The sequence below is a fragment of the Streptomyces wedmorensis genome, assembly GCF_000716445.1.
Taxonomy (GTDB): domain Bacteria; phylum Actinomycetota; class Actinomycetes; order Streptomycetales; family Streptomycetaceae; genus Streptomyces; species Streptomyces wedmorensis.
Genome location: NZ_JNWK01000112.1, coordinates 1 through 17,591, shown reverse-complemented (window position 1 = coordinate 17,591; position 17,591 = coordinate 1). Strand labels below are relative to the sequence as shown.

Annotated in this window: 22 protein-coding genes and 1 pseudogene; 10 read left to right on the top strand and 13 right to left on the bottom strand. The window is 67.9% G+C overall.

What is annotated here, in order from left to right:
• The first annotated feature begins 509 nt into the window (after positions 1 to 509).
• The gene (locus OO54_RS40285; RefSeq protein WP_033212562.1) at positions 510 to 1,637 is read left to right on the top strand and encodes a low temperature requirement protein A; all 1,128 of its coding nucleotides are present in this window, start codon (positions 510 to 512) and stop codon (positions 1,635 to 1,637) included.
• Positions 1,638 to 1,647: 10 nt separating this feature from the next.
• Here OO54_RS40285 and OO54_RS40280 read toward each other — a convergent pair whose 3' ends face one another.
• Together OO54_RS40280 and OO54_RS40275 are read right to left on the bottom strand one after the other, a co-directional pair.
• Positions 1,648 to 2,034, bottom strand: a complete 387-nt coding sequence (locus tag OO54_RS40280; RefSeq protein ID WP_234439342.1) for a winged helix-turn-helix transcriptional regulator — start codon at positions 2,032 to 2,034, stop codon at positions 1,648 to 1,650.
• Entirely contained in the window at positions 2,031 to 2,666 is a 636-nt protein-coding gene (locus OO54_RS40275) for a TetR/AcrR family transcriptional regulator (RefSeq protein WP_033212551.1), read from the bottom strand. The genes OO54_RS40280 and OO54_RS40275 overlap by 4 nt, the downstream gene beginning before the upstream one ends.
• 335 nt (positions 2,667 to 3,001) lie before the next feature.
• Between OO54_RS40275 and OO54_RS40270 the strand changes: the two genes are divergently transcribed.
• The 5 genes from OO54_RS40270 to OO54_RS40250 all read left to right on the top strand — a co-directional run bounded on the left by OO54_RS40270 (position 3,002) and on the right by OO54_RS40250 (position 6,821).
• Entirely contained in the window at positions 3,002 to 4,003 is a 1,002-nt protein-coding gene (locus tag OO54_RS40270; RefSeq protein ID WP_209440913.1) for an alpha/beta hydrolase fold domain-containing protein, read from the top strand.
• A gap of 121 nt (positions 4,004 to 4,124) precedes the next feature.
• Positions 4,125 to 4,247: a type B 50S ribosomal protein L36 gene (gene ykgO, locus OO54_RS40265; protein WP_033212549.1), complete on the top strand. Its 123-nt coding sequence runs from the start codon at positions 4,125 to 4,127 to the stop codon at positions 4,245 to 4,247.
• A 377-nt stretch (positions 4,248 to 4,624) separates the two neighbouring features.
• Positions 4,625 to 5,062: a hypothetical protein gene (locus OO54_RS40260; RefSeq protein WP_033212547.1), complete on the top strand. Its 438-nt coding sequence runs from the start codon at positions 4,625 to 4,627 to the stop codon at positions 5,060 to 5,062.
• Between the two features lie 120 nt (positions 5,063 to 5,182).
• Positions 5,183 to 5,566 carry a nuclear transport factor 2 family protein gene (locus OO54_RS40255; RefSeq protein WP_033212545.1) on the top strand — a complete coding sequence of 128 codons (384 nt, stop codon included), beginning with the start codon at positions 5,183 to 5,185 and terminating at the stop codon, positions 5,564 to 5,566.
• Between the two features lie 163 nt (positions 5,567 to 5,729).
• Positions 5,730 to 6,821 (top strand): alpha/beta hydrolase fold domain-containing protein, encoded by a 1,092-nt coding sequence (locus OO54_RS40250; protein WP_051787879.1) that lies wholly within the window; start codon positions 5,730 to 5,732, stop codon positions 6,819 to 6,821.
• Positions 6,822 to 6,956: 135 nt separating this feature from the next.
• On the opposite strand, the gene OO54_RS40245 is transcribed toward OO54_RS40250, so the two are convergent.
• From OO54_RS40245 to OO54_RS40235, 3 genes are all read right to left on the bottom strand, one after another.
• Positions 6,957 to 7,814: an MBL fold metallo-hydrolase gene (locus OO54_RS40245; RefSeq protein WP_033212543.1), complete on the bottom strand. Its 858-nt coding sequence runs from the start codon at positions 7,812 to 7,814 to the stop codon at positions 6,957 to 6,959.
• 371 nt (positions 7,815 to 8,185) lie between these two features.
• A complete protein-coding gene (locus OO54_RS46965) occupies positions 8,186 to 8,656 on the bottom strand; it encodes a zinc-binding dehydrogenase (protein ID WP_033212540.1) in 471 nt (156 codons plus the stop codon).
• A 69-nt stretch (positions 8,657 to 8,725) separates the two neighbouring features.
• Positions 8,726 to 8,911 (bottom strand): hypothetical protein, encoded by a 186-nt coding sequence (locus OO54_RS40235; protein ID WP_033212537.1) that lies wholly within the window; start codon positions 8,909 to 8,911, stop codon positions 8,726 to 8,728.
• 145 nt (positions 8,912 to 9,056) lie between these two features.
• Here OO54_RS40235 and OO54_RS48995 point away from each other — a divergent pair.
• Positions 9,057 to 9,212: pseudogene (locus OO54_RS48995) on the top strand (hypothetical protein); the annotation flags it as partial.
• Positions 9,213 to 9,775: 563 nt separating this feature from the next.
• On the opposite strand, the gene OO54_RS48070 reads toward OO54_RS48995, so the two are convergent.
• The 4 genes from OO54_RS48070 to OO54_RS40210 form a co-directional block, all read right to left on the bottom strand.
• A complete protein-coding gene (locus tag OO54_RS48070) occupies positions 9,776 to 10,063 on the bottom strand; it encodes a nuclear transport factor 2 family protein (protein WP_033212534.1) in 288 nt (95 codons plus the stop codon).
• A 614-nt stretch (positions 10,064 to 10,677) separates the two neighbouring features.
• Positions 10,678 to 11,568, bottom strand: coding sequence for a helix-turn-helix domain-containing protein (locus OO54_RS40220; RefSeq protein ID WP_418953257.1), 891 nt, complete (start codon positions 11,566 to 11,568; stop codon positions 10,678 to 10,680).
• A gap of 23 nt (positions 11,569 to 11,591) precedes the next feature.
• Positions 11,592 to 12,401 carry an alpha/beta fold hydrolase gene (locus OO54_RS40215; RefSeq protein WP_033212532.1) on the bottom strand — a complete coding sequence of 270 codons (810 nt, stop codon included), beginning with the start codon at positions 12,399 to 12,401 and terminating at the stop codon, positions 11,592 to 11,594.
• 365 nt (positions 12,402 to 12,766) lie between these two features.
• Positions 12,767 to 13,828 (bottom strand): uroporphyrinogen decarboxylase/cobalamine-independent methonine synthase family protein, encoded by a 1,062-nt coding sequence (locus OO54_RS40210; protein ID WP_033212531.1) that lies wholly within the window; start codon positions 13,826 to 13,828, stop codon positions 12,767 to 12,769.
• 393 nt (positions 13,829 to 14,221) lie between these two features.
• Between OO54_RS40210 and OO54_RS40205 the strand changes: the two genes are divergently transcribed.
• Positions 14,222 to 14,956, top strand: coding sequence for a tectonin domain-containing protein (locus OO54_RS40205; protein WP_033212529.1), 735 nt, complete (start codon positions 14,222 to 14,224; stop codon positions 14,954 to 14,956).
• Positions 14,957 to 15,214: 258 nt separating this feature from the next.
• On the opposite strand, the gene OO54_RS40200 is transcribed toward OO54_RS40205, so the two are convergent.
• Positions 15,215 to 15,454: a hypothetical protein gene (locus OO54_RS40200; RefSeq protein ID WP_033212527.1), complete on the bottom strand. Its 240-nt coding sequence runs from the start codon at positions 15,452 to 15,454 to the stop codon at positions 15,215 to 15,217.
• A 285-nt stretch (positions 15,455 to 15,739) separates the two neighbouring features.
• On the opposite strand from OO54_RS40200, the gene OO54_RS42855 reads away from it, so the two are divergent.
• The gene (locus OO54_RS42855) at positions 15,740 to 16,150 is read left to right on the top strand and encodes an endonuclease domain-containing protein (protein ID WP_051787877.1); all 411 of its coding nucleotides are present in this window, start codon (positions 15,740 to 15,742) and stop codon (positions 16,148 to 16,150) included.
• A 58-nt stretch (positions 16,151 to 16,208) separates the two neighbouring features.
• Here the strand turns inward: OO54_RS42855 and OO54_RS40190 are convergent, their stop codons facing one another.
• The gene (locus OO54_RS40190; RefSeq protein ID WP_033212525.1) at positions 16,209 to 16,547 is read right to left on the bottom strand and encodes a hypothetical protein; all 339 of its coding nucleotides are present in this window, start codon (positions 16,545 to 16,547) and stop codon (positions 16,209 to 16,211) included.
• A 21-nt stretch (positions 16,548 to 16,568) separates the two neighbouring features.
• Complete coding sequence (locus tag OO54_RS40185) at positions 16,569 to 16,865, bottom strand: hypothetical protein (RefSeq protein ID WP_033212523.1); 297 nt, start codon at positions 16,863 to 16,865, stop codon at positions 16,569 to 16,571.
• Between OO54_RS40185 and OO54_RS48475 the strand changes: the two genes are divergently transcribed.
• Positions 16,836 to 17,033, top strand: a complete 198-nt coding sequence (locus OO54_RS48475; protein ID WP_078905616.1) for a DUF397 domain-containing protein — start codon at positions 16,836 to 16,838, stop codon at positions 17,031 to 17,033. The genes OO54_RS40185 and OO54_RS48475 overlap by 30 nt on opposite strands.
• Before the next feature lie 53 nt (positions 17,034 to 17,086).
• On the opposite strand, the gene OO54_RS40180 is transcribed toward OO54_RS48475, so the two are convergent.
• Positions 17,087 to 17,305 (bottom strand): hypothetical protein, encoded by a 219-nt coding sequence (locus OO54_RS40180; protein ID WP_157856605.1) that lies wholly within the window; start codon positions 17,303 to 17,305, stop codon positions 17,087 to 17,089.
• Positions 17,306 to 17,591: the final 286 nt, after the last annotated feature.

Sequence of the window (17,591 nt, the reverse complement as noted above, 5' to 3'; positions counted from 1 at the left end):
TTGTCATCCGCCGGCCTCTCGCCTTCCCAGACAGCCAGGTCGTAGCTCATGTCAGGAGGCTCTCATGCCGCTCTGACAGCCATAAGAAACGACGTCTTAGTCACACCATCCCGAACGGCCGAATCGTCATACCGGTCACAGCCGACCAGGACCGTTCAACAAGATCGTGTTACGAGCTCTTAGGTTGACATGCCCCTGAAGCCTGTACCAGTCATTCGCGGTCTTTTCTGTCTGCCAGAGGCGAACTGCGTCCTTCGACGGCGGTGTAGGTTCTCAAAAACCGCGCCATACCCTCCGCGCCGACTGCATCTCAGCATCATTTATGGCGTCGTGCTGAGATCTGCAGTTCAGCAGGCTCCCTCTTTCGAGCGACGACGATCGGTCCTACCCAGGCCGTCCGAGGAGGAGATGATCTCTCCGCTGCCTCATGCCGCGATCGCCAGACTGAGCGGCTGCCCTAGAAGTCCGATGCAGCATGGAAAGTGCTGATGTGTGTGCATACTCGCGTCGTGACATCTGCACCGGCCGAAGTGCCTGAACTGAGCGTCAGCCGACTGGAACTGTTTCTCGACCTGGTCTTCGTCTTCACCATCACCCAGCTGACGAGCAGTCTGTCCCATCACCTTACGGTGGAGGGTCTGGTGCGGGTGCTGGTGATGCTCGCCGTGATCTGGTGGATGTACGACGGGTTCATCTGGGTGGCCAACGCCATGCCGCCGTCCACGCACCCACGTCGCGGACTGCTGCTGTTGGCGATGAGCGGGTTCCTGGTGATGTCGATGGCCATTCCGGATGCCTTCACCGGCAGCGGGGTCGCGTTCGGGTGGGCGTACGTGATGCTGGTGGCCGTTCATGCGGGCATGTTCGCCGCCTCGGGACTGCCTCGCGCGAGCATCGTGAGGATGGCGCTGATCCAGGCGCTGAACGCGGCGCTGGTCGTGGTCGGGGGGTACTTCGAGGGGAACGCTCAGCTGGCGCTGTGGGGTGGGGCCTTCGCGATCCAGTTCGTCACGCCCTACCTGGTGGACATGCCCCGATTCCGGCTGCGGGCCGGCCACTTCGTCGAACGCCACGCGCTGATCGTGATCGTCGCGTTCGGCGAGTCGGTGGTCGCCATCGGGGTCGGTGCCGGGGATGCCCCCTTGGAGCCTGCGGTGGTGGCAGCCGCCGTGCTCACTCTCGCCGTGTGCGTGGGGCTGTGGTGGGCCTACTTCGGCGAGGACGACGACGAGCGCGCGGCCGGTTACATGGCCGCGCTGACCGAGGCGCGCCGCAATCACCTGGCGATCCGGATCTACAACGTCGGCCACTACGCGCTGTTGCTGGGTGTCCTTCTGGTGGCGGTGGGAGCCAAGAGCGCGGTTGCTCACCCTGTGGATCGGATCGGACTCGGTGAGGCCGCGGCGCTCGCGGCGGGTACGGCCCTCTTCCTCGTGGCCAACACCGTCATGCGGCGCACGCTGGGGCTCGTCCCTCTTCTGCCCAGGGCGGTCGCGGCCCTGTTGGCGCTCGCGACGATCCCGCTGGGAGCACACGCTTCGGCGTTTGCCCAGCTGGGGGCTCTGGTCGGCTTGCTGGCACTGACGTTTCTCTTCGAGGAGCGTGCCGGCGGCGCGGCCCGGGGCCTGCCTGTGTGATCCGGCTCCGTCAGGTGGGGCCGGGTCCGGCGCAGTTCCTCGTGTCGTAGTGGTGCCGGGCATCGAGCACGTCTGGGGTCAGGCGCGCGATGACGTCGAGGACGGCGGTCACCTGGGTGGTGATCTCGGTGCCGAGTGGGGTCAGTCCGTACGTCACGGTCGGTGGGTTCGCGGGCGACGCCCGGCGGTAGACCATGCCGTCGCGCTGCAGGTTCCGGAGCGTCTGGGTCAGCATCTTCTCGCTGATGCCCACGACCCGGCGCCGTAGTCGGTTGAAGCGCAGAGGGCCGTCGCCCAGCGCGCCCAACGTCAAGGCTCCCCACTTGCCGGAGATGTTCTCCAGCGCGCTTCGGGAGCGGCACGTTCGGTCGAAGACATCGAACGTACTGGTGGTCACCGCGATGTCGGGGCGTCGGGTAGGGCGTTGTGGATCAGGACCCGGGCGGCTTCGACAGCGGCGTGGCCGGGCCGGTCGCTGTCGAGGGAGGTCGACAGGGCCGTGGCGCCCTCGACGAGCACGGCGAGCTGCCAGCCCAGATGCTGCGGGTCCCGTGCGCCCGCCTCGGCGGCCAGGCCGGCCAGGCGTTCGACGAACCGCTGCTTGTAGCGCTGCACCACGCCCGTGACGTCCGGCATCGAGCCGGCGGCTTCGACGGCCGCGTTATGGAAGGGGCAGCCGCGCATCACGGTGGCCACCGATGGCGTCATGGGGTCCTCGGCCACCTTGGTGAAGATGCCGAGAAGCTGCTCCTGGGGGGAGAGGCCGCTGCCGTTCAGCTGTTCGTCGAAGTTGCGCGAGATCTGCTCGTCGAAGGTCTTCAGGTACTCCTCCACCAGGGCGTTCTTGCTGGGGAAGTGCTGGTAGAAGGTGCGCGAGGAGACCTCGGCCTTCTCGGCGAGGCGGGCGACGCCGGTGGCGTGGATGCCCTCTTCGTAGAAGAGTTCCGCGGCTGCTTTCAGGATGCGCTCGCGGGCCCCTCGGCCTCCGCGGCGCCGTGTGCCGGCCGCGCCGGTGGTCTGCTTCTCCATACCAGAAGTATAGCGTTTACTTTACTTAGTGGCGAGGGCGTGCTAGTTTCACTCCTTAAGTACATCGATCACTTTACTTCGAGGTGTGGAGCGGCACCCGCGGGCGCGCAGACGCCCCAGGTCCGGCCGGCTCCGGCCGAGCTGCGACTCGGGCCCATCCCCCGCGTCGCGAGCCCCGACTTCTTCGCGGGCCGGCGCTCTCGCCCCTCACGAGACAGACGAGGCAATCAGCGATGACGACCCCTCAGGGCCTCCCGGAGGTCCCGATTTCCCTGCCTGGACGCCTGGGCGACCCCGCGTCGGACTTCCGCAGCGACCGGCGCACCGATCCGCGCATGCTCCAAGGGCTTACCCCCTTCGGCTTGGACCGGCACGTCCCCGCACCGCCGACCGGGCCCGACGACTCGCTGGAAGACCGCCTGGCATTCGCCGCCGAGACGGAGACCGGCTTCGAAGGGCTCTTCGCGGCCCTCGTCGAGGGCCTGCCCGAGATCCCCGGAGTGCGCCGGACCACCGAGACGGCCATCGGGGCCGACGGCAACCCCATCACGCTGCACGTCCACCGCCCGAGCGACGTGAGCGGGCCCCTGCCCGCTGTCGTCTTCCTGCACGGCGGCGGCATGGCCCTGCTGAGCGCCGCCGGTCCGCTCTACCTGCGCTGGTACGACGAGCTGGCCGCGACAGGGGTGATCGTCGTCGGCGTCGAGTTCCGCAACGCCGCCGGCAAGCTCGGCCCCCACCCGTTCCCCGCCGGCCTCGACGACTGCTTCAGCGCCCTGGAATGGGTCGGCGCCCACCGCGAGGACCTCGGCGTCACCAGGGTCGCCGTCGCAGGCGACTCCGGCGGCGCGAACCTCGCCCTGGCCGTCACGATCAAGGCCAAGCGAGAGGGGCGGCTGGACCTCATCGACGGGACGTACGCGCTCGCCCCGTACATCTCCGGCGCCTACGGCTGGAGCGTGCAGGACAAGGCGCGCGAGCTCCCGTCCCTCGTCGAGAACGACGACCACTTCATCAGCTCCGCCGTCACCAGCGTCCTCGTGAGCCTGTACGACCCCGAAGGGCTGAACGCCCGAAACCCTCTGGCCTGGCCCTACTTCGCGACCGAGGAGGACCTCACCGGACTGCCGCCCCATGTCATCTCGACCAACGAGATCGACCCCGTACGCGACGAGGGCCTGACCTACGCCCGCAGGCTCGCCCGCGCAGGCGTCGACGTCATCAGCCGCACGGTCAACGGCGTCTGCCACGACGGCGAACTCGTCTTCGCCACCGCCCTTCCGGACCTGCATGCCGCAGCCCTGAAGGACATCCACACCTTCACCGCCGGACTGTAATCCGCGACCGGTGCACAGGGCCGCGACCGGCCCCTGGAATACGGACCCGGAAAACCCCGTTTGGCATGACCCGATCAGACAGGCGTCGAACACGCGCCGCCCGAGGGAAGGACGGCAGGACATGCAGGTACGCAACTCGCTCCGCTCACTGAAGAGCAAGCCGGGGGCGCAGATCGTCCGTCGCCGCGGCAGGACGTTCGTGATCAACAAGCGCGATCCACGCTTCAAGGCCCGCCAGGGCTGACACCCTCCACCCGGTCATCGCCGGCGCACAGCACCGCCACCCGGCCCCGGATCCACAAGTCTCGCCACCCGCTGGCGCCTCGGGTCCGGGGCCGCCCGCCGCCCCCTCGTGCCCTTTGGCGCATCAGTCCGAGCCGCCCGACGGCGCCTCCCCGCTCGCAGCCGGGGCGCCAGGCGCTGCCACCGGGAAACAAAGTAAGGCGATCGCTGTACTTTGACGCTCCCGCCATGTTAGCTTCCTAAATGTAAGGCGATCGCTTTACATCGAGGATGTGAAGACGGCCGGCGCAACGGCTCCACCGCGACAGCGCCGCCGGTCACCCCGCTCGAAGCCCGGGTGCAACCAGGCCGAGGACCTTATTACGGAGAGTAGCCATCATGCCCATGATCGATTTGTACATTCCCGAGGGAGCCCTGAGCCCGGAAGCGGAACGTGACCTGGCCGAAAGGATCACCACGCTGATGCTCAAGGCCGAAGGCGCCTGGCCTGCCGATGAGGATGTACTCGCCGGCTCCTGGGCCCTGGTCCACCACACGCAGATCTACGCCGGCGGCGCACCGGCCGCCGAGCCCCGCTACCGGGTCGACGCCTTTGCGCCGCAGGGCCTGATCACCGAGGCCGTGCTCGACGCCGAGGGGCCTGACCACCCCAGGGATCCCTCGCGGGTGTTCGTCTTCCCGCTGGAGATACCCGAGCGCCGCTGGGGCTGGGGCGGCCGGCTGATCGGCCTGGAGGACGTCCTCACCATCGTCACGGGCGACGCCGAACAGGCCCGCGAGACCGCCCGCGAGCGGCTCGCCGGACTGGGGCGCTGAACCCCGGCCCCTCCCTCCGAATGGATGGGCACACCCCGCGCCCGCACCCCGGCCGGACACCCCCGAACGATCGCCCGCCACCCGGTGCGGTGATCAGCTCGACAAGGAGAAAGACACACCATGTCCAACGCCGACATCATCAAGCGCATGTACGCCGCCAAGGGCGACATGAACGTCATCAGCGCCGTCATTTCGCCGGACGCCCAGTGGGACGTCGCCGAAGGCTTCCCCAACGGGGGCGTCTACAACGGCTATGACTCGATCATCAACGACTTCTTCCCCTTCTTCGGAGAGTTCGACGAGTTCTGGGCCGAGGGTGACGAGTACTGGGAGGTCGACGACAAGGTCATCGCTCTGGGCCGCTACCAGGGCAAGGCGAAGGCCACCGGCAATCGATTCACCGCGCGCTTCGTCCACATCTACACCCTGCGCGACAGCAAGATCACCCGCCTGCAGCAGACCGCCGACACCGTGCAGATCTCCCGCGCCCTCGGCAAGAGCTGACCGCCGCAAACGGAGCCCTACCCCCACGACGCCCCGGGCGGATACCGCCCGGAATCCGGCCGGAAGCCCGCGAGGGACGGCTGTGTCGCCCGCGCGACCAGCCTCCCCCGGCCCCGGCCCCCACGAGCTCGCATCTCAGCCCGACGCAGGTGAGGCAACAGGCATGAGTACGTCATCCGACCCCACCACGACGCAGCCGGCTCTCCTAGGCCGCTACGGCGACCCCGCCTCCGACGTCCGCTCCGACCCCCGCATGGTGGACGCCCTCGCGGCCTTCGGACTCGACACACGCGGCGCCACCCCGCCCGTGACCGCCTCCGATCCACTCGACGCCAGGCTCGAGCTCATGAACACCGCCGAGGCCGGTTTCGAAGCACTCTTCGGCGCGCTCGCCGCGGATCTGCCTCCCTTCACCGGCGTGACACGCAGCGTCGAATCGGTCACCGGCGTCGACGGCAACGACATCGCCCTCTTCATCCACCGCCCCGCCGAGGCGAACGGCCCGCTGCCCGGCATCCTCTACATGCACAGCGGCGGCATGGCACTGCTCGGCGCTGACGAGCCGATGTTCCTGCGCTGGTACGACGAGCCGGCCGCCACCGGCCTGGTCGCCATCGGCGTCGACTTCCGCAACGCCGCCGGCAAGCGCGGCCCCCACCCCTTCCCGGCCGGCCTCAACGACTGCTTCAGCGCCCTGGAATGGGCTCACGCCAACCGTGCCACCCTCGGCATCGACAAGCTGGTCGTCGCAGGCGACTCCGGCGGCGGCAACCTCACCCTCGCCACGGCCCTGAAGGCAAAGCGGGAAGGGAAGACCGACCTGATCGACGGCGTCTACGCGATGGTCCCGCACATCTCCGGCGCCTTCGACTGGCCCCCCGAGAAGATGGCCCGCGAACTGCCGTCCCTGATCGAGAACGACGGCTACTTCACCAGCCTCGCCATGAGCCGCGTCCTGGCCAGCGTCTACGACCCCGACGGCGCCCACCGCGACAACCCGCTCGCCTGGCCCTACCGGGCCACCGAGGACGACCTGGCCGGGCTGCCGCCACACACCATCTCCACCAGCGAGCTCGACTCCGTACGCGACGAAGGTCTCGCCTATGCCCGCAACCTCGCCCGGGCCGGGGTGAGCGTCATCAGCCGCACCGTCGCCGGCATCGTCCACGACGGCGACGTCATCTTCGAGACGGCACTACCCGACCTGCACACCGCCGTCGTACGGGACATCCACGGCTTCGCGGCCGCGCTCTAGCTTCCCGGCCAGATTCCCGAGAACACGCCTGTCCTGTACGCAACGACGAGGGCCCCGACCGCGGTGTGGTCGGGGCCCTGTTGCAGTTGGCCCGGCCCGCGAGCCGACACGAGGCGTCGGGCCAACGCCATTTCGTCAGAGACTCTTGGCCCTCTTCGCTCCGCCCCACAGCGAGCCCGGGTTGGCTCGGTTGGGGTACAGCGCGAGCATCGCCTCAAACAGTTCGGCCGCGGTCTCGGTCTCGGCGTCGAGCCGGTTGAAGTCCGCCAGGTACTTCTTGGTCTCGGCCAGGATCTTCGGGTCGTCGGGCAGGTCGGGCTTCTTGTGTCCGGCGACGACGTAGGCGGGGTCGAGTGCGGCGAGCGTGTCGGTGGCGCGCATCCACTCCTCGCGGGACGCGGTGGTGGTCTCCCCCAGGTACTGGTCGATGCCGTTGTAGGCGACATCGCCGGCCACGACGAGCCGCAGGTCCGGCACCCACAGGGCGGTGCTGCCCTCGCAGTCGGTGAAGCCGGTCTCGACCACCTGCAGCGTGTGCCCTTCGAGGGTGAACGTGTCGCCGTCCAGGACCTCGGGGAAGACCTGCGGCGCCGGGACCTCTCCCGGGAAGCGCGAGGTCCAGAAGGTGTCGAAGTACGGCGGGCTGCCTTCGGCGGTCGCCTTGGCCACGACCGCGGCGGTGGAGACCGCCTTGGCCCGGGGGAACGCCTCCAGGAGCTGCTTGGCGCCGAAGGCGTGGTCGCCGTGGCCGTGGGTGATGTAGATGTAGGTCAGGTTGCGGTTGTGGGCTTTCACCCAGTCGACGAGTTGCTGGTTCTGTTCGATGGTGAGGAACGTGTCGACCACTACCGCGTCGCGCTCGCCGTAGATCAGCGTGGCGGTGTTGGAGACCCACTGGAGGTCCTCGCGGGTGCCGGGCGGCAAGTCGCGGGTAAGGCCCGGCCGGCGAAGGCACAGTGTGTCGTACTGCAGCGTTGATGTGGGTGCCGTCATGATGTGTTCCCTTCCAGGGCTGTGACGACTGGCGAAGACGCTCTGGCGGCTCTCCATCCGGTGACGGCGGAGGCGCTCATGGAGGACCGGCCGGGCACGGTCGTTTGTCACTGTATGTGCCGAGTTATGCTGGCGCATGGCGGGCTACGAACAGCCCGTCGGGCAGCCCGTCGATGCTGCTGGCCCGCTCCCGGCAAGCCTGCGGCCGCTCACTGGCAGGCCGCCGAGGCAACCATCGTCGCGAGCCGCCGGGTCACCACCGAGACCTACGAGCCCACCCAGCAGGCAACTGATCGGCCTAGCCCGCCCTTGCCATCGCCGCCGACGGGCCGCCAGGCCGCTGCTTCCTTCCGGGGCGGTCGGACCGGTCGTCAGATCGCGAGCAGGACGCGGCCGAAGGGCCGGTCCCCGGTGAGGTGGCGCTGGGCCTGGGCGGCCTGGTCGAGGGGGAAGGTGCGGGCGTCCTGGGGGTGGAGGTCGCCCTTGGCGAGGAGGTCGAGCAGGGTGGCGTTGGCGGCGTTGATCTGCTCGGGGGTGAAGAGCGCGTAGCGGAAGCCGTCGATGTGGGCGTTCTTCCAGATCAGGTCGGTGACGTGGGCGTGGTGCAGGAACACCCAGGAGCCCGCCAGCACGGCCTCGTCGGCCTGCCAGGCTCCCTCCGCCTTCAGCATGATCGTCGTGAGCCGGTCGACCAGGTCCCGCTCCGCCTCGGAGTCGAGGGCGCTGTCCGGCACGAACAGGTCAATCACGGGACCGGCGTCGTCCAGCGGTACAAGCAGGGCTTCCGACAGCGACCAGCCGGCCCACGACGCCGTCGCGGCCGCCCGGGTACTGATCGACAACGCCGTTCCCGACGAGACTGCGCCGCAGCGCGCGCTGACCGCATCGCGCCACCTCTCCCGCTGTGGAGGTCAGGAGAGGCCACGACTGCTCATGTGGTTGAACTCGATGAACCCCTCGTCGCCGAACTGCATGTCAGGGTTGTGCTGGACGTACCCCGGGCCGAGGTAGTCAGCGATCGCCTTCTCGATCCCCCCGGCGACCACCATCTGGAAGTAGTCGACGACAACCTTCTTGTTCTGCTCAAGATTGGACATGTTGATCTCTTTCGCGGCGATGTTGATTCGTCTGGCCCAGAGGGCCGGTGGGGCGATCGGCGGGGTCGACGCCCCACGACAGAAGTAAAGCGATCGCCTTACTTCGACGAAGCTAGCATGCCCCTGACGCGAAGTAAAGCGATCGGTGCACTTTTGGCATGGAGACGCAGAAGCCCAGCCGTCCACCCCGCAGCGCCGCGGCGGCCGCAGTGCGCGCGAGCTCATCCTTCGGGCCCCAGCCGAGCTGTTCTACGAGGACGGCATCCACGCCACCGGCGTTGCGGCCCTGGCCGAGCTGGCTCAGGTCTCGTCGCGGACCTTCTACCAGCGCTTCCCGACGAAGAACGCCCTGGTGGCGGAGTACCTGCGGACCTTCGACGAGCAGGTGTCGCGCGGCTTCGACGAAGAACTGCAGCGCGAGGGGACGACGCCGAAGCAGCAGCTTCTGGCGGTGTTCACCAAGGTCGCCGAGAACCCCACGACACCGTCGGTGGCCTCCGTGATGCGCGGCTGTCCGTTCCACAACGCCGCGGTGGAAGCAGCCCGACAGCGACCAGCCGGCCCACGACGCCGTCGCGGCCGCCCGGGTACTGATCGACAACGCCGTTCCCGACGAGACTGCGCCGCAGCGCGCGCTGACCGCGAGCAGTGCCAGGTGTCGGGCGGGAGCACATCGGGCGCACCAGCCTTCGAATACACCCTCACTCCGCTCGGTGAGGCGGTCGACGCGCGCGGCCTGGACTTGATCGCTCTGGGCGACAGCCGGACGCCGGAGGCGCTCGGAGCGCTACGACGGGGCCGGCGACACACAGACGAGCCCCTGACGGCGATGCCAGCCGGCAGGATGCAGCTCCCGCCGCGCGATCACCGTGCGCGGTGGCGGAACCAGCTACTTGCATCGCGCCACCTCTCCCGCTGTGGAGGGCAGGAGAGGCCACGACTACTCCTGTGGATCACCTTCAGAACATGCCGACATAGTCGGCGGAAGGCTCCGTTGAACTCGATGAACCCCTCGTCGCCGAACTGCATGTCAGGGTTGTGCTGGACGTACCCCGGGCCGAGGTAGTCAGCGATCGCCTTCTCGATCCCCCCACCGACCACCATCTGGAAGTAGTCGACGACAACCTTCTTGTTCTGCTCAAGATCCGACACAGCTGCTGCTCCGTTTCAGGACTCTGGGTCTGCCCGCGACCGGACGGGTGCCGTTGTGAGCGGGACCCCTTCAGTGTTGGTGAGGGAAGAGCCCCGCGCCATTCATGGGACAGCGAGCCCCCCAGTCCGTGGCCATGATCGATCTCGGCGCTACTTCCTGCGCCGACGGCTCGAACCCGGAGCAGCTTCAGGGATACCGAGGCATCGACTGGACCTGTTTCGATGGCCTCGAAGCGGATCATCTGAGACGGGATACCCACGGCATTCGGGAAGCGAGTGGCTACCGCAGCCCGGAAAGCACGCAGAGGAGATGACACGACGATGAGACAAAACCCTCCCGCCATGCCGTGGAACAACCCAGAACCCGCAGATCACAGCCTGGGCGCTCTGACACGGGCCGCGAGATCCTACAAATCCTTTTGTAGGGTCCAGGTTTTCGCGGCACAGTCTCACCTGCAATGGCACCAGGTTGGCACTCGTGCCATCTACCTGAGATCCGCGGGTGTCCTGTCGCGTTGAACCTGTCGGAATCTCACCCGTTCTCGTTTGTGCTGTCTGCTTCTCATCCGGGCACGTGCTGAGAGACGATGCCTCGTACCTCGTGGGACCTCAGCTCACTTCGCCGGAACCTGCCGGGTCGGAGACGTAGACGGTGTCAGGTCCGCGAACGAGGTCGGCCACGCGACGTCATCGATGGCGAGCCACGGCGCAGCGGCTACGCCGGTGGGTGTCACCCCGGTGAACGCTTTGACCTCGCGGTGGAGGTGGGCCTGGTCGACGTAGCCGCTTGCGGCCGCCACCTGGGCGGCGGCGTTACCCGCCGCGAGGAGATGGGCGGCGTGGTCGAAGCGCACCAGCCGGGCGGCGTGCTTGGGGGTGAGGCCGATCTGGGACCGGAAGCGGGACCACAGGCGCTTACGGCTCCATCCCACCTCGTTCGCCAGGCTGTCGACGCGCACCCGTCCCCGGCTGGTGAGCATCATCTCCCAGGCAGCGGCCACCTCTGGATCAGGCGACGGGCGGGCGCTCATCCGTCGGCCAAGGGCATCCACTGCGATCGTGAACCGCTCGTCCCACGACGTGGCGGCCCGCAGCCTTTCCTCGGCTCGCCCGGCGTCGCGGCCCCAGACATCCACCAGGGAGACCACCGCCCCGCTGAGGTCGGTCGATGCGCCGAGCACCGCAACCGCCAGGACCGGTGACAACCGGATCTGGAGGCACTCGATCCCCCCGGCCGCCCGGCCTCCGAACCGGAGGTCGCCCGGTACCAGTCCTACGACCATGCTGCCGCATTCGCGGCGGCCGTGGGCGTCGTGGACAAGGCTGTCCTCGTCGCTCAGGTCCACGAACAGAGTGACCGAGGGGTGCGCGACCATGGCGATATCCAGGCGCGCCGGGCCGCGTTGGCGGAACCCAGCCATGCTGACCCCCGGCAGTCGGCCCGGCTGCCGGGGCACGGCGACCTCCACCGACGGCCAGTCAGGTGGTGATTCGGTGGACTTCACAGCACCAGGCTAGGCGATGGGTGTCAGCGGCCCGTCGCTGCGAAGTGCAGCAGCAACTCGCCGGTCGCCTCTGGTGCTTCGAGCATGGGGAAGTGCCCGACGTCGGGCAGCTGCTCTACTCGCGCGTTCGGCACCGTGTCGTAGTGGTGCGCCGAAGTCGGGTCCCAGCGGGGGTCGGCAGCGCCGAAGATCACCAGCACAGGGACGTCGAGTGCGGTCAGGCGCGCGGGCAGACTCCTCTCGGCGATGTACGCGCCGTTTTGGCGCAGCACCGTCCTGAACGTGCGATAACCAATGCCCCGTACGTCGGCGACCAGGTCGTCCGGGACGTCCACCGGGCGGTTGCACACCGCGGTCACCCCCCGGCGGAGCATCGCGTCGGAACGGATTCTCCATACAAGCGGGCCGAGCGGCGGGCCGATCAGGACCCGAAGGAAGGCGGGCTGCGGAAGGAGCGCGTCGGGACTCGGTCCACTGCTGATCAGTGCGAGCGATCCCACCAGGTCCGGGCGCTGTTCGGCGAGGGCTGTGGCGATGTATCCGCCGCTGGAGTGCCCGGCCACGGTGACCGGACGAAGGCCGAGCTCATCGAGCGCCGCGGCCAGGCCGGCTGCCTGCTCAGGCACGTCGTACGACAGCGCGGGTGGGGACTGACCGTGGCCCGGGAGGTCGATCCGGATGACGTGATACCGGCTGGCCAGTGCCGGCACTACCCGGCCCCAGGAGCTGCCCGAGGCCCCCGATCCGTGGATGAGCACTAGCGGCGGCGCCTCCCGCGTGCCGTCGTGGACCACGTGCATCCCGTGCACATGCTTACCGTCGTAGATACCCATACACGGGAGGATGCTGGGGCTGCCGGCCCTCGGTCTTGTACAAATGTCGTCACGGGGCCTTCGATCGCAAGGACTTCCGTCTCCACGGCGAGCGGGAGTTCCGCGAAAGCCAGGCCGTTTGAGATCGGCAGCCATCGGCAGTCTCGAACTACCTGGCGTTCATGCAGGTCAACGAGTCCTTATGTGCCAGCTGCACCGCGACAGGACAGCGGGTCGAGCCTCTCATCTGTTCGGGTGACTCCACACGATGCCGGCACCGCCGCTTCTGTGGCGCTGGCCCGACTCGGCCCCCGCCGACGAGGCAGCCCGTCGGCGGCTATGTCTCGCCGCGCGGCCGGGCAGACGCGCCAGCGGGGGTCAGCAGGTCAGAGCCCGAGCTTCTCTGCGGCCATGCGGGTACCGCGCACGCGGGCCTCGATCTTGGCGAATGCCGCGTCGCGGGAGGTGGACGTGTCGTCGGCCCAGGGGGCGAAGCCGGCGTCGTCGCAGGTGCCGAGGCGCTGGAGGGGGAGGTAAGTGGCCGCCTCCAGCACGCGGTCGCACACCTCCTCCGCGGTCTCGACCCTGGGGTCGAGCGGGTCGGTCACGCCGACGAAGATCCGCTGGTCTTCGGTCGAGTAGTCGCGGGCGACCTTCAGGGCGCGGCTCGGTTCCGGTTCGCTCGCCATCTGGAGGTAGAAGTTCCCGGCCTTCATCTTGAACAGGTCGGGGAGCAGTTCGGTGTAGTCCACGTCGAGGCTGTGGGCGGAGTCCTGGTCCACGCCCGGGCAGGTGTGGACGCCGATGCGGGCCCGGTCGGCCGCGCTGAACCGGCCGAGGACCTCGTTGTCGAGGGCGACGAAGTCCCTGAGTACACCCTTGCTCGGGTCCAGCTTCAAGGTCAGCCGTGTCAGCGAGCAGTCCAGCTGCACACTGGCCGCGCCTGCCTCCAGGCACTTGCGGATGTCGGTCTCGGCCTCGTCGGCGAGGTTCTTGAGGAATGCCTCGCGGGAGTAGCCGGAGATGCCGTCGCCCGGGTACAGCAGGCTCAGCGCGGACGGAGCGACGACGCTCTGCTTCACTGGACGGTTGGCGATCTTCATGGCCTTCGCCAGGTACGACACCGCATGGACCCCGTACCGGAAGGGCCCAGAGGCGAGCGTGGGCAGTTGCCGGGTGTGGCCGTCGGCGAACGGGATGTCCACGCCGTCCGGGGCGACGTTCACGCCCTTCAGGGGGTAGGTGAGCGCGCTGGGCTTGGCTTGGTCGCCGTCCACCACAACGGGGGAGCCGGTGGCCTCCAGTCGCGTGATCGTCTCGCTGAGGGCCTGATCCAGAAGACGGTCGAGCCCGCTCTGGTCGATCCGCCCCGCCTCGAAGTCCGCGAGACCGTCGAGCACGTAGCGGGGCCGGGGGATGCTGCCGATCGGTTCGGTGGGAATGCTCATGCCGACGAACCTAGGCAGCCCCGTCCGCCCTTCGACCGGGGCGCGCGGGCCGGGTCACCGAAACCGGGGGCGGCCCGGTCACCGGGTTGACCGTAGCCAGCTGACAGGCGCCTCCACTGCCCCTGACGTTCCGTCCCAGGGCAGCGCCCTGGGCTGGGGAGATCAGGTGAGCAGGTCTGTGCCGAACCGAAGGGGGAAGATGCGGCGCCACTCACATGAGTGACGCCCGTTCAGGCCGATAAATCGCGTGGCTATGGTGCCGCCGGCCTGAGGTCACGGGCCCGCCCGCGGTCAAACATCGGTTTCAGGTCGGCCCTTCGCCCCAATCGTTCGTGGCCCTCCGCCATCGAGGCAACACTGTGGGTGTCATTCCCTGATGGAAGGTAACCAGGCATGCCAGAGTGGAAGCAGATCCGCGGAAACCTCACTGCGATCTCGGCCGGGTCCCGGACGAACGTGTGGGGCGTCAACGCCGCCGGCAACATCTACAAGTTCTCCGGCTACGACGACCTCGGCACCAGCCCGTGGATCCAGATCCCCGGCAGCCTCTCCGACATCGGCGCGGGTGCCGACGGCACCGTCTGGGGCGTCAACGCGGCCGGCAACATCTACCGCTACGCCGGAGACCAGGAGGAGAGCGCGGACCAGTGGGTCCAGATCCCCGGCAACCTGACCCGCATCGCGGTCGGGTCGCGGACGAACGTGTGGGGCGTCAACGCCGCCGGGGACATCTACAAGTTCTCCGGCTTCGACTTCCTCACCCCGAGCCCGTGGATCAAGATCCCCGGCAACCTCTCCGACATCGGCGCGGGTGCCGACGGCACCGTCTGGGGCGTCAACGCGGCCGGCAAGATCTACCGCTACGCCGGCGATCAGAACGAGAAGAACCACTGGTTCGAGATCTCCGGCAGCCTGACCCGCATCGCTGCCGGATCGCGGACGAACGTGTGGGGCGTCAACTCCGGGGGCAACATCTACAGCTTCTCCGGCTACGACAACCGCAGCACCAGCCCGTGGAACCAGATCACGGGCAGCCTCACCGACATCGGCGCCGCCGCCGACGGCACCGTCTGGGGCGTCAACGCCGCCGGCAACATCTACCGCTACACCGGCGACCGCCAGGACTGACCAAGTCGGCAACATGACGCAGGCCCCCAGCTGTTGTACACGCCGGGGGCCTTCCGGCCTGAGTGGGAGGCTGTAGTCCAGGCCGTTGAACTGCGGGCCCGGCATGCTCACGGTCTGAGCAGCGGTCTCGGCGAGCGGACTGCACACGTGGCGTGGTCGAGGTCCGGCCGGGGCCGGTTGGCAAACGGCGTGAACGGCTGAGGGCTCTCGCGGTGCGGGGTCCGGTGTGCAACGAGCGACCACGCCGCGGGTGTGGGGCTATCGGCCGCTGTGGTCGATGACGTTGCCGTTGGAGCAGTTGTTCTTGTGGTTGCCGGCCCACTCGCCCAGGACGGGAACGACGGCTACCTCCTGGAGGCAGACGGCGGCGGCGGTGAAGTTCCAGTTGTTGGCGGCGTCGATGCCGCCCTGGAAGTTGGAGTCGTTGTCGGCATGGGCGGGCGCGGCCATGCCGACTGCAGCGACTGCGAGGGCGGCGATGGTGATGATCTTCTTCATGTCGGGTGCAACGAGACCCGGGCGGTCAGGACACCCATATTCCGGCATCAGACGGATCAGGCCGCCAGCGCCTCCTAGCACTCGCCCCTCTCCCGCGAGGAAATGCCGCGTACTTGAGACTGAGTAGCTGTGCCATCCGCGTGAGACTGCTGAAACCGCCTGGCCGGCACGCCTGGGCGTGCCACGAGCGGTGAGACCCTACAGCGAACATGAGGTCTCAGATCTCGCGGCAGAAACCGCCGTGATGGTCGGCGGTTCTGGAGAAGGGGACGGTGGAGACCCGGAATGTCGATGGTCACGGGCACGCCCAAGTGCGCATGCTGCGGAGGGCAGAACGAGCGCAGGTTCGTTTCCAGCGGAGATGAAACCGTGTGGACGTACGTATGCGACAGCGCCAAGTGCAACGAAGATCAGCAGGAGATCGCCAGGAGGGCGGCGAGGCACGGCATCACGTACGTCAGGTACTCGGAGATCCATCTACATCAAGGCGGTCTGTGCCCGGTATGTGGAGAACACCTCGGGAAGTTCGACAGGGACGTGGTGATTGACCACGACCACTCGTGCTGCCCAAGGAAGACATCCTGCGGTGATTGCGTGAGAGGCATCCTTCATCGGCGCTGCAACTCCGTGATCGGGTACCTCGGCGACGATCCAGACAAGTTTGAACGGATAGCCGAGTACCTGCGGGGCTACTGAGGAGGCACGTAGCAACCGTCAGGTCGCAGCTACCGCCTTTGTTGAACAGGAGGCAGCGCTAGGCTGCCGACCGTCGTGCCCCTGCCTTGCAGGCGAGTTTCGCGAGTCGCAGGCGCATTGCTCCTCGCTGCTCCTCCAACTCCAGCGAGGCCGGGGAGAGGAGATAGACCGTGCCCTGATAGAGGCGGAATCCGATGCGCTCCCACCCTCGGGCGGTCTTGGCGTTCACCCGGTCCCACTCGACCTGATTCCTCAGACGGTCGCTGCTGAGGTCGGTGACGCCGGGCGAGCACGCGACGGCCCGGCAACCGGCCATGAGCCGGTGGATCGCCTCCGTGGCGAGGATGGCACCGAGGCCGTGACTGCACCACTGCTCGTCCAGGGTCACCCGGTCCATGACGAGCAGGGCGGAGCCGACCTACGGCAGCCACTCGCCGGCGCCCTCGGCGAAGTTACCTGTGCTCGGATCCAACAGGGCCTGGGCGGTCTCGTCGAGCTCTTCCGACTCCTCTTCCATGGCCCTGACCGCGTTCATTACCCGGTCGAGGTGCACCCTGTAGAACGTCATCTCCCCGACTTGGGCCTCCTCGTGGAGGATGGCCACGTCCCACCGTTCCAGGGTGTCGGCCTGTGAGGTGTCGTCGAGTTCGTCGGTGTAGGAGCTGCGCAGACGCAGCTCGGAGGGATCTCCAGGCAGCAGGGACGGTGCGTTCACCGCAGCAGCCTAACGAGCTCGTACACCAAGCAGGAGAACTGCGTCGAGGTAGCGGACAACAGCACCACCGGCATCATGGTCGGGGACACCAAGGACCGTAGCGCCGGCACCATCGCACCGAGGGTCTGGGTCAGGTTCACGGCCTACGCGGAGACCCACGAGGTCTGATCGTGAGGGATAAGAGCCCCTCCGGTTGAAGGGGCTTGTCACGTCACGAACCGTCAGCGGAGGTCGTAGTCATCGTCCATGCCGCTGGAGAGCCAGATCTCCTCCGCATAGGGGACCGAGTCACCCTCGGGTTCGGGCTCCTCGAAGTCACCGAAGTCCGGACCCTCGATGTGATCCTCTCCGAGGGTGCACCGGCAGGGGAAGGCTTCCTGGGTGATTTCACCGTTGACGAGACGGTTGACGGCGCGAGCGTGCAAGGGTCCTGTGGGCATGCCCAGATGCTACCGAGTCCCCAGTCAGCAGCCGGCAGTCGTTGGGCAAGCTCCCCGACAAGGTCGCGCGCTGCGCACCCCTCAACCGGGCCCTCATCCAGGAGCTGAAGCAGCCAGACCGCCTCACGTGCCTCGCTGAGGGTGATGAGCGGCAGGCGCGGCTCGACGGGCCACTCGTAGTTGATCAACTAGGTCCTGTCCGGCCGATCAAGGCCGGCCCTAGGGGTTCTGCAAGGATGCTGGGATGCAGCACCTGCCGGATGACCCGTCGCTCCTGCCCGCCCCG

Coding starts and splice junctions, on each gene's coding strand:
- OO54_RS40275 (WP_033212551.1), bottom strand. CDS start 2,666: ATGGAGAAGCAGACCACCGGCGCGGCCGGCACACGGCGCCGCGGAGGC.
- OO54_RS40270 (WP_209440913.1), top strand. CDS start 3,002: ATGCTCCAAGGGCTTACCCCCTTCGGCTTGGACCGGCACGTCCCCGCA.
- ykgO (WP_033212549.1), top strand. CDS start 4,125: ATGCAGGTACGCAACTCGCTCCGCTCACTGAAGAGCAAGCCGGGGGCG.
- OO54_RS40260 (WP_033212547.1), top strand. CDS start 4,625: ATGCCCATGATCGATTTGTACATTCCCGAGGGAGCCCTGAGCCCGGAA.
- OO54_RS40255 (WP_033212545.1), top strand. CDS start 5,183: ATGTCCAACGCCGACATCATCAAGCGCATGTACGCCGCCAAGGGCGAC.
- OO54_RS40250 (WP_051787879.1), top strand. CDS start 5,730: ATGAGTACGTCATCCGACCCCACCACGACGCAGCCGGCTCTCCTAGGC.
- OO54_RS40245 (WP_033212543.1), bottom strand. CDS start 7,814: ATGACGGCACCCACATCAACGCTGCAGTACGACACACTGTGCCTTCGC.
- OO54_RS40235 (WP_033212537.1), bottom strand. CDS start 8,911: ATGTCCAATCTTGAGCAGAACAAGAAGGTTGTCGTCGACTACTTCCAG.
- OO54_RS40215 (WP_033212532.1), bottom strand. CDS start 12,401: ATGGGTATCTACGACGGTAAGCATGTGCACGGGATGCACGTGGTCCAC.
- OO54_RS40210 (WP_033212531.1), bottom strand. CDS start 13,828: ATGAGCATTCCCACCGAACCGATCGGCAGCATCCCCCGGCCCCGCTAC.
- OO54_RS40205 (WP_033212529.1), top strand. CDS start 14,222: ATGCCAGAGTGGAAGCAGATCCGCGGAAACCTCACTGCGATCTCGGCC.
- OO54_RS40200 (WP_033212527.1), bottom strand. CDS start 15,454: ATGAAGAAGATCATCACCATCGCCGCCCTCGCAGTCGCTGCAGTCGGC.
- OO54_RS42855 (WP_051787877.1), top strand. CDS start 15,740: ATGTCGATGGTCACGGGCACGCCCAAGTGCGCATGCTGCGGAGGGCAG.
- OO54_RS40190 (WP_033212525.1), bottom strand. CDS start 16,547: ATGGACCGGGTGACCCTGGACGAGCAGTGGTGCAGTCACGGCCTCGGT.
- OO54_RS40180 (WP_157856605.1), bottom strand. CDS start 17,305: ATGCCCACAGGACCCTTGCACGCTCGCGCCGTCAACCGTCTCGTCAAC.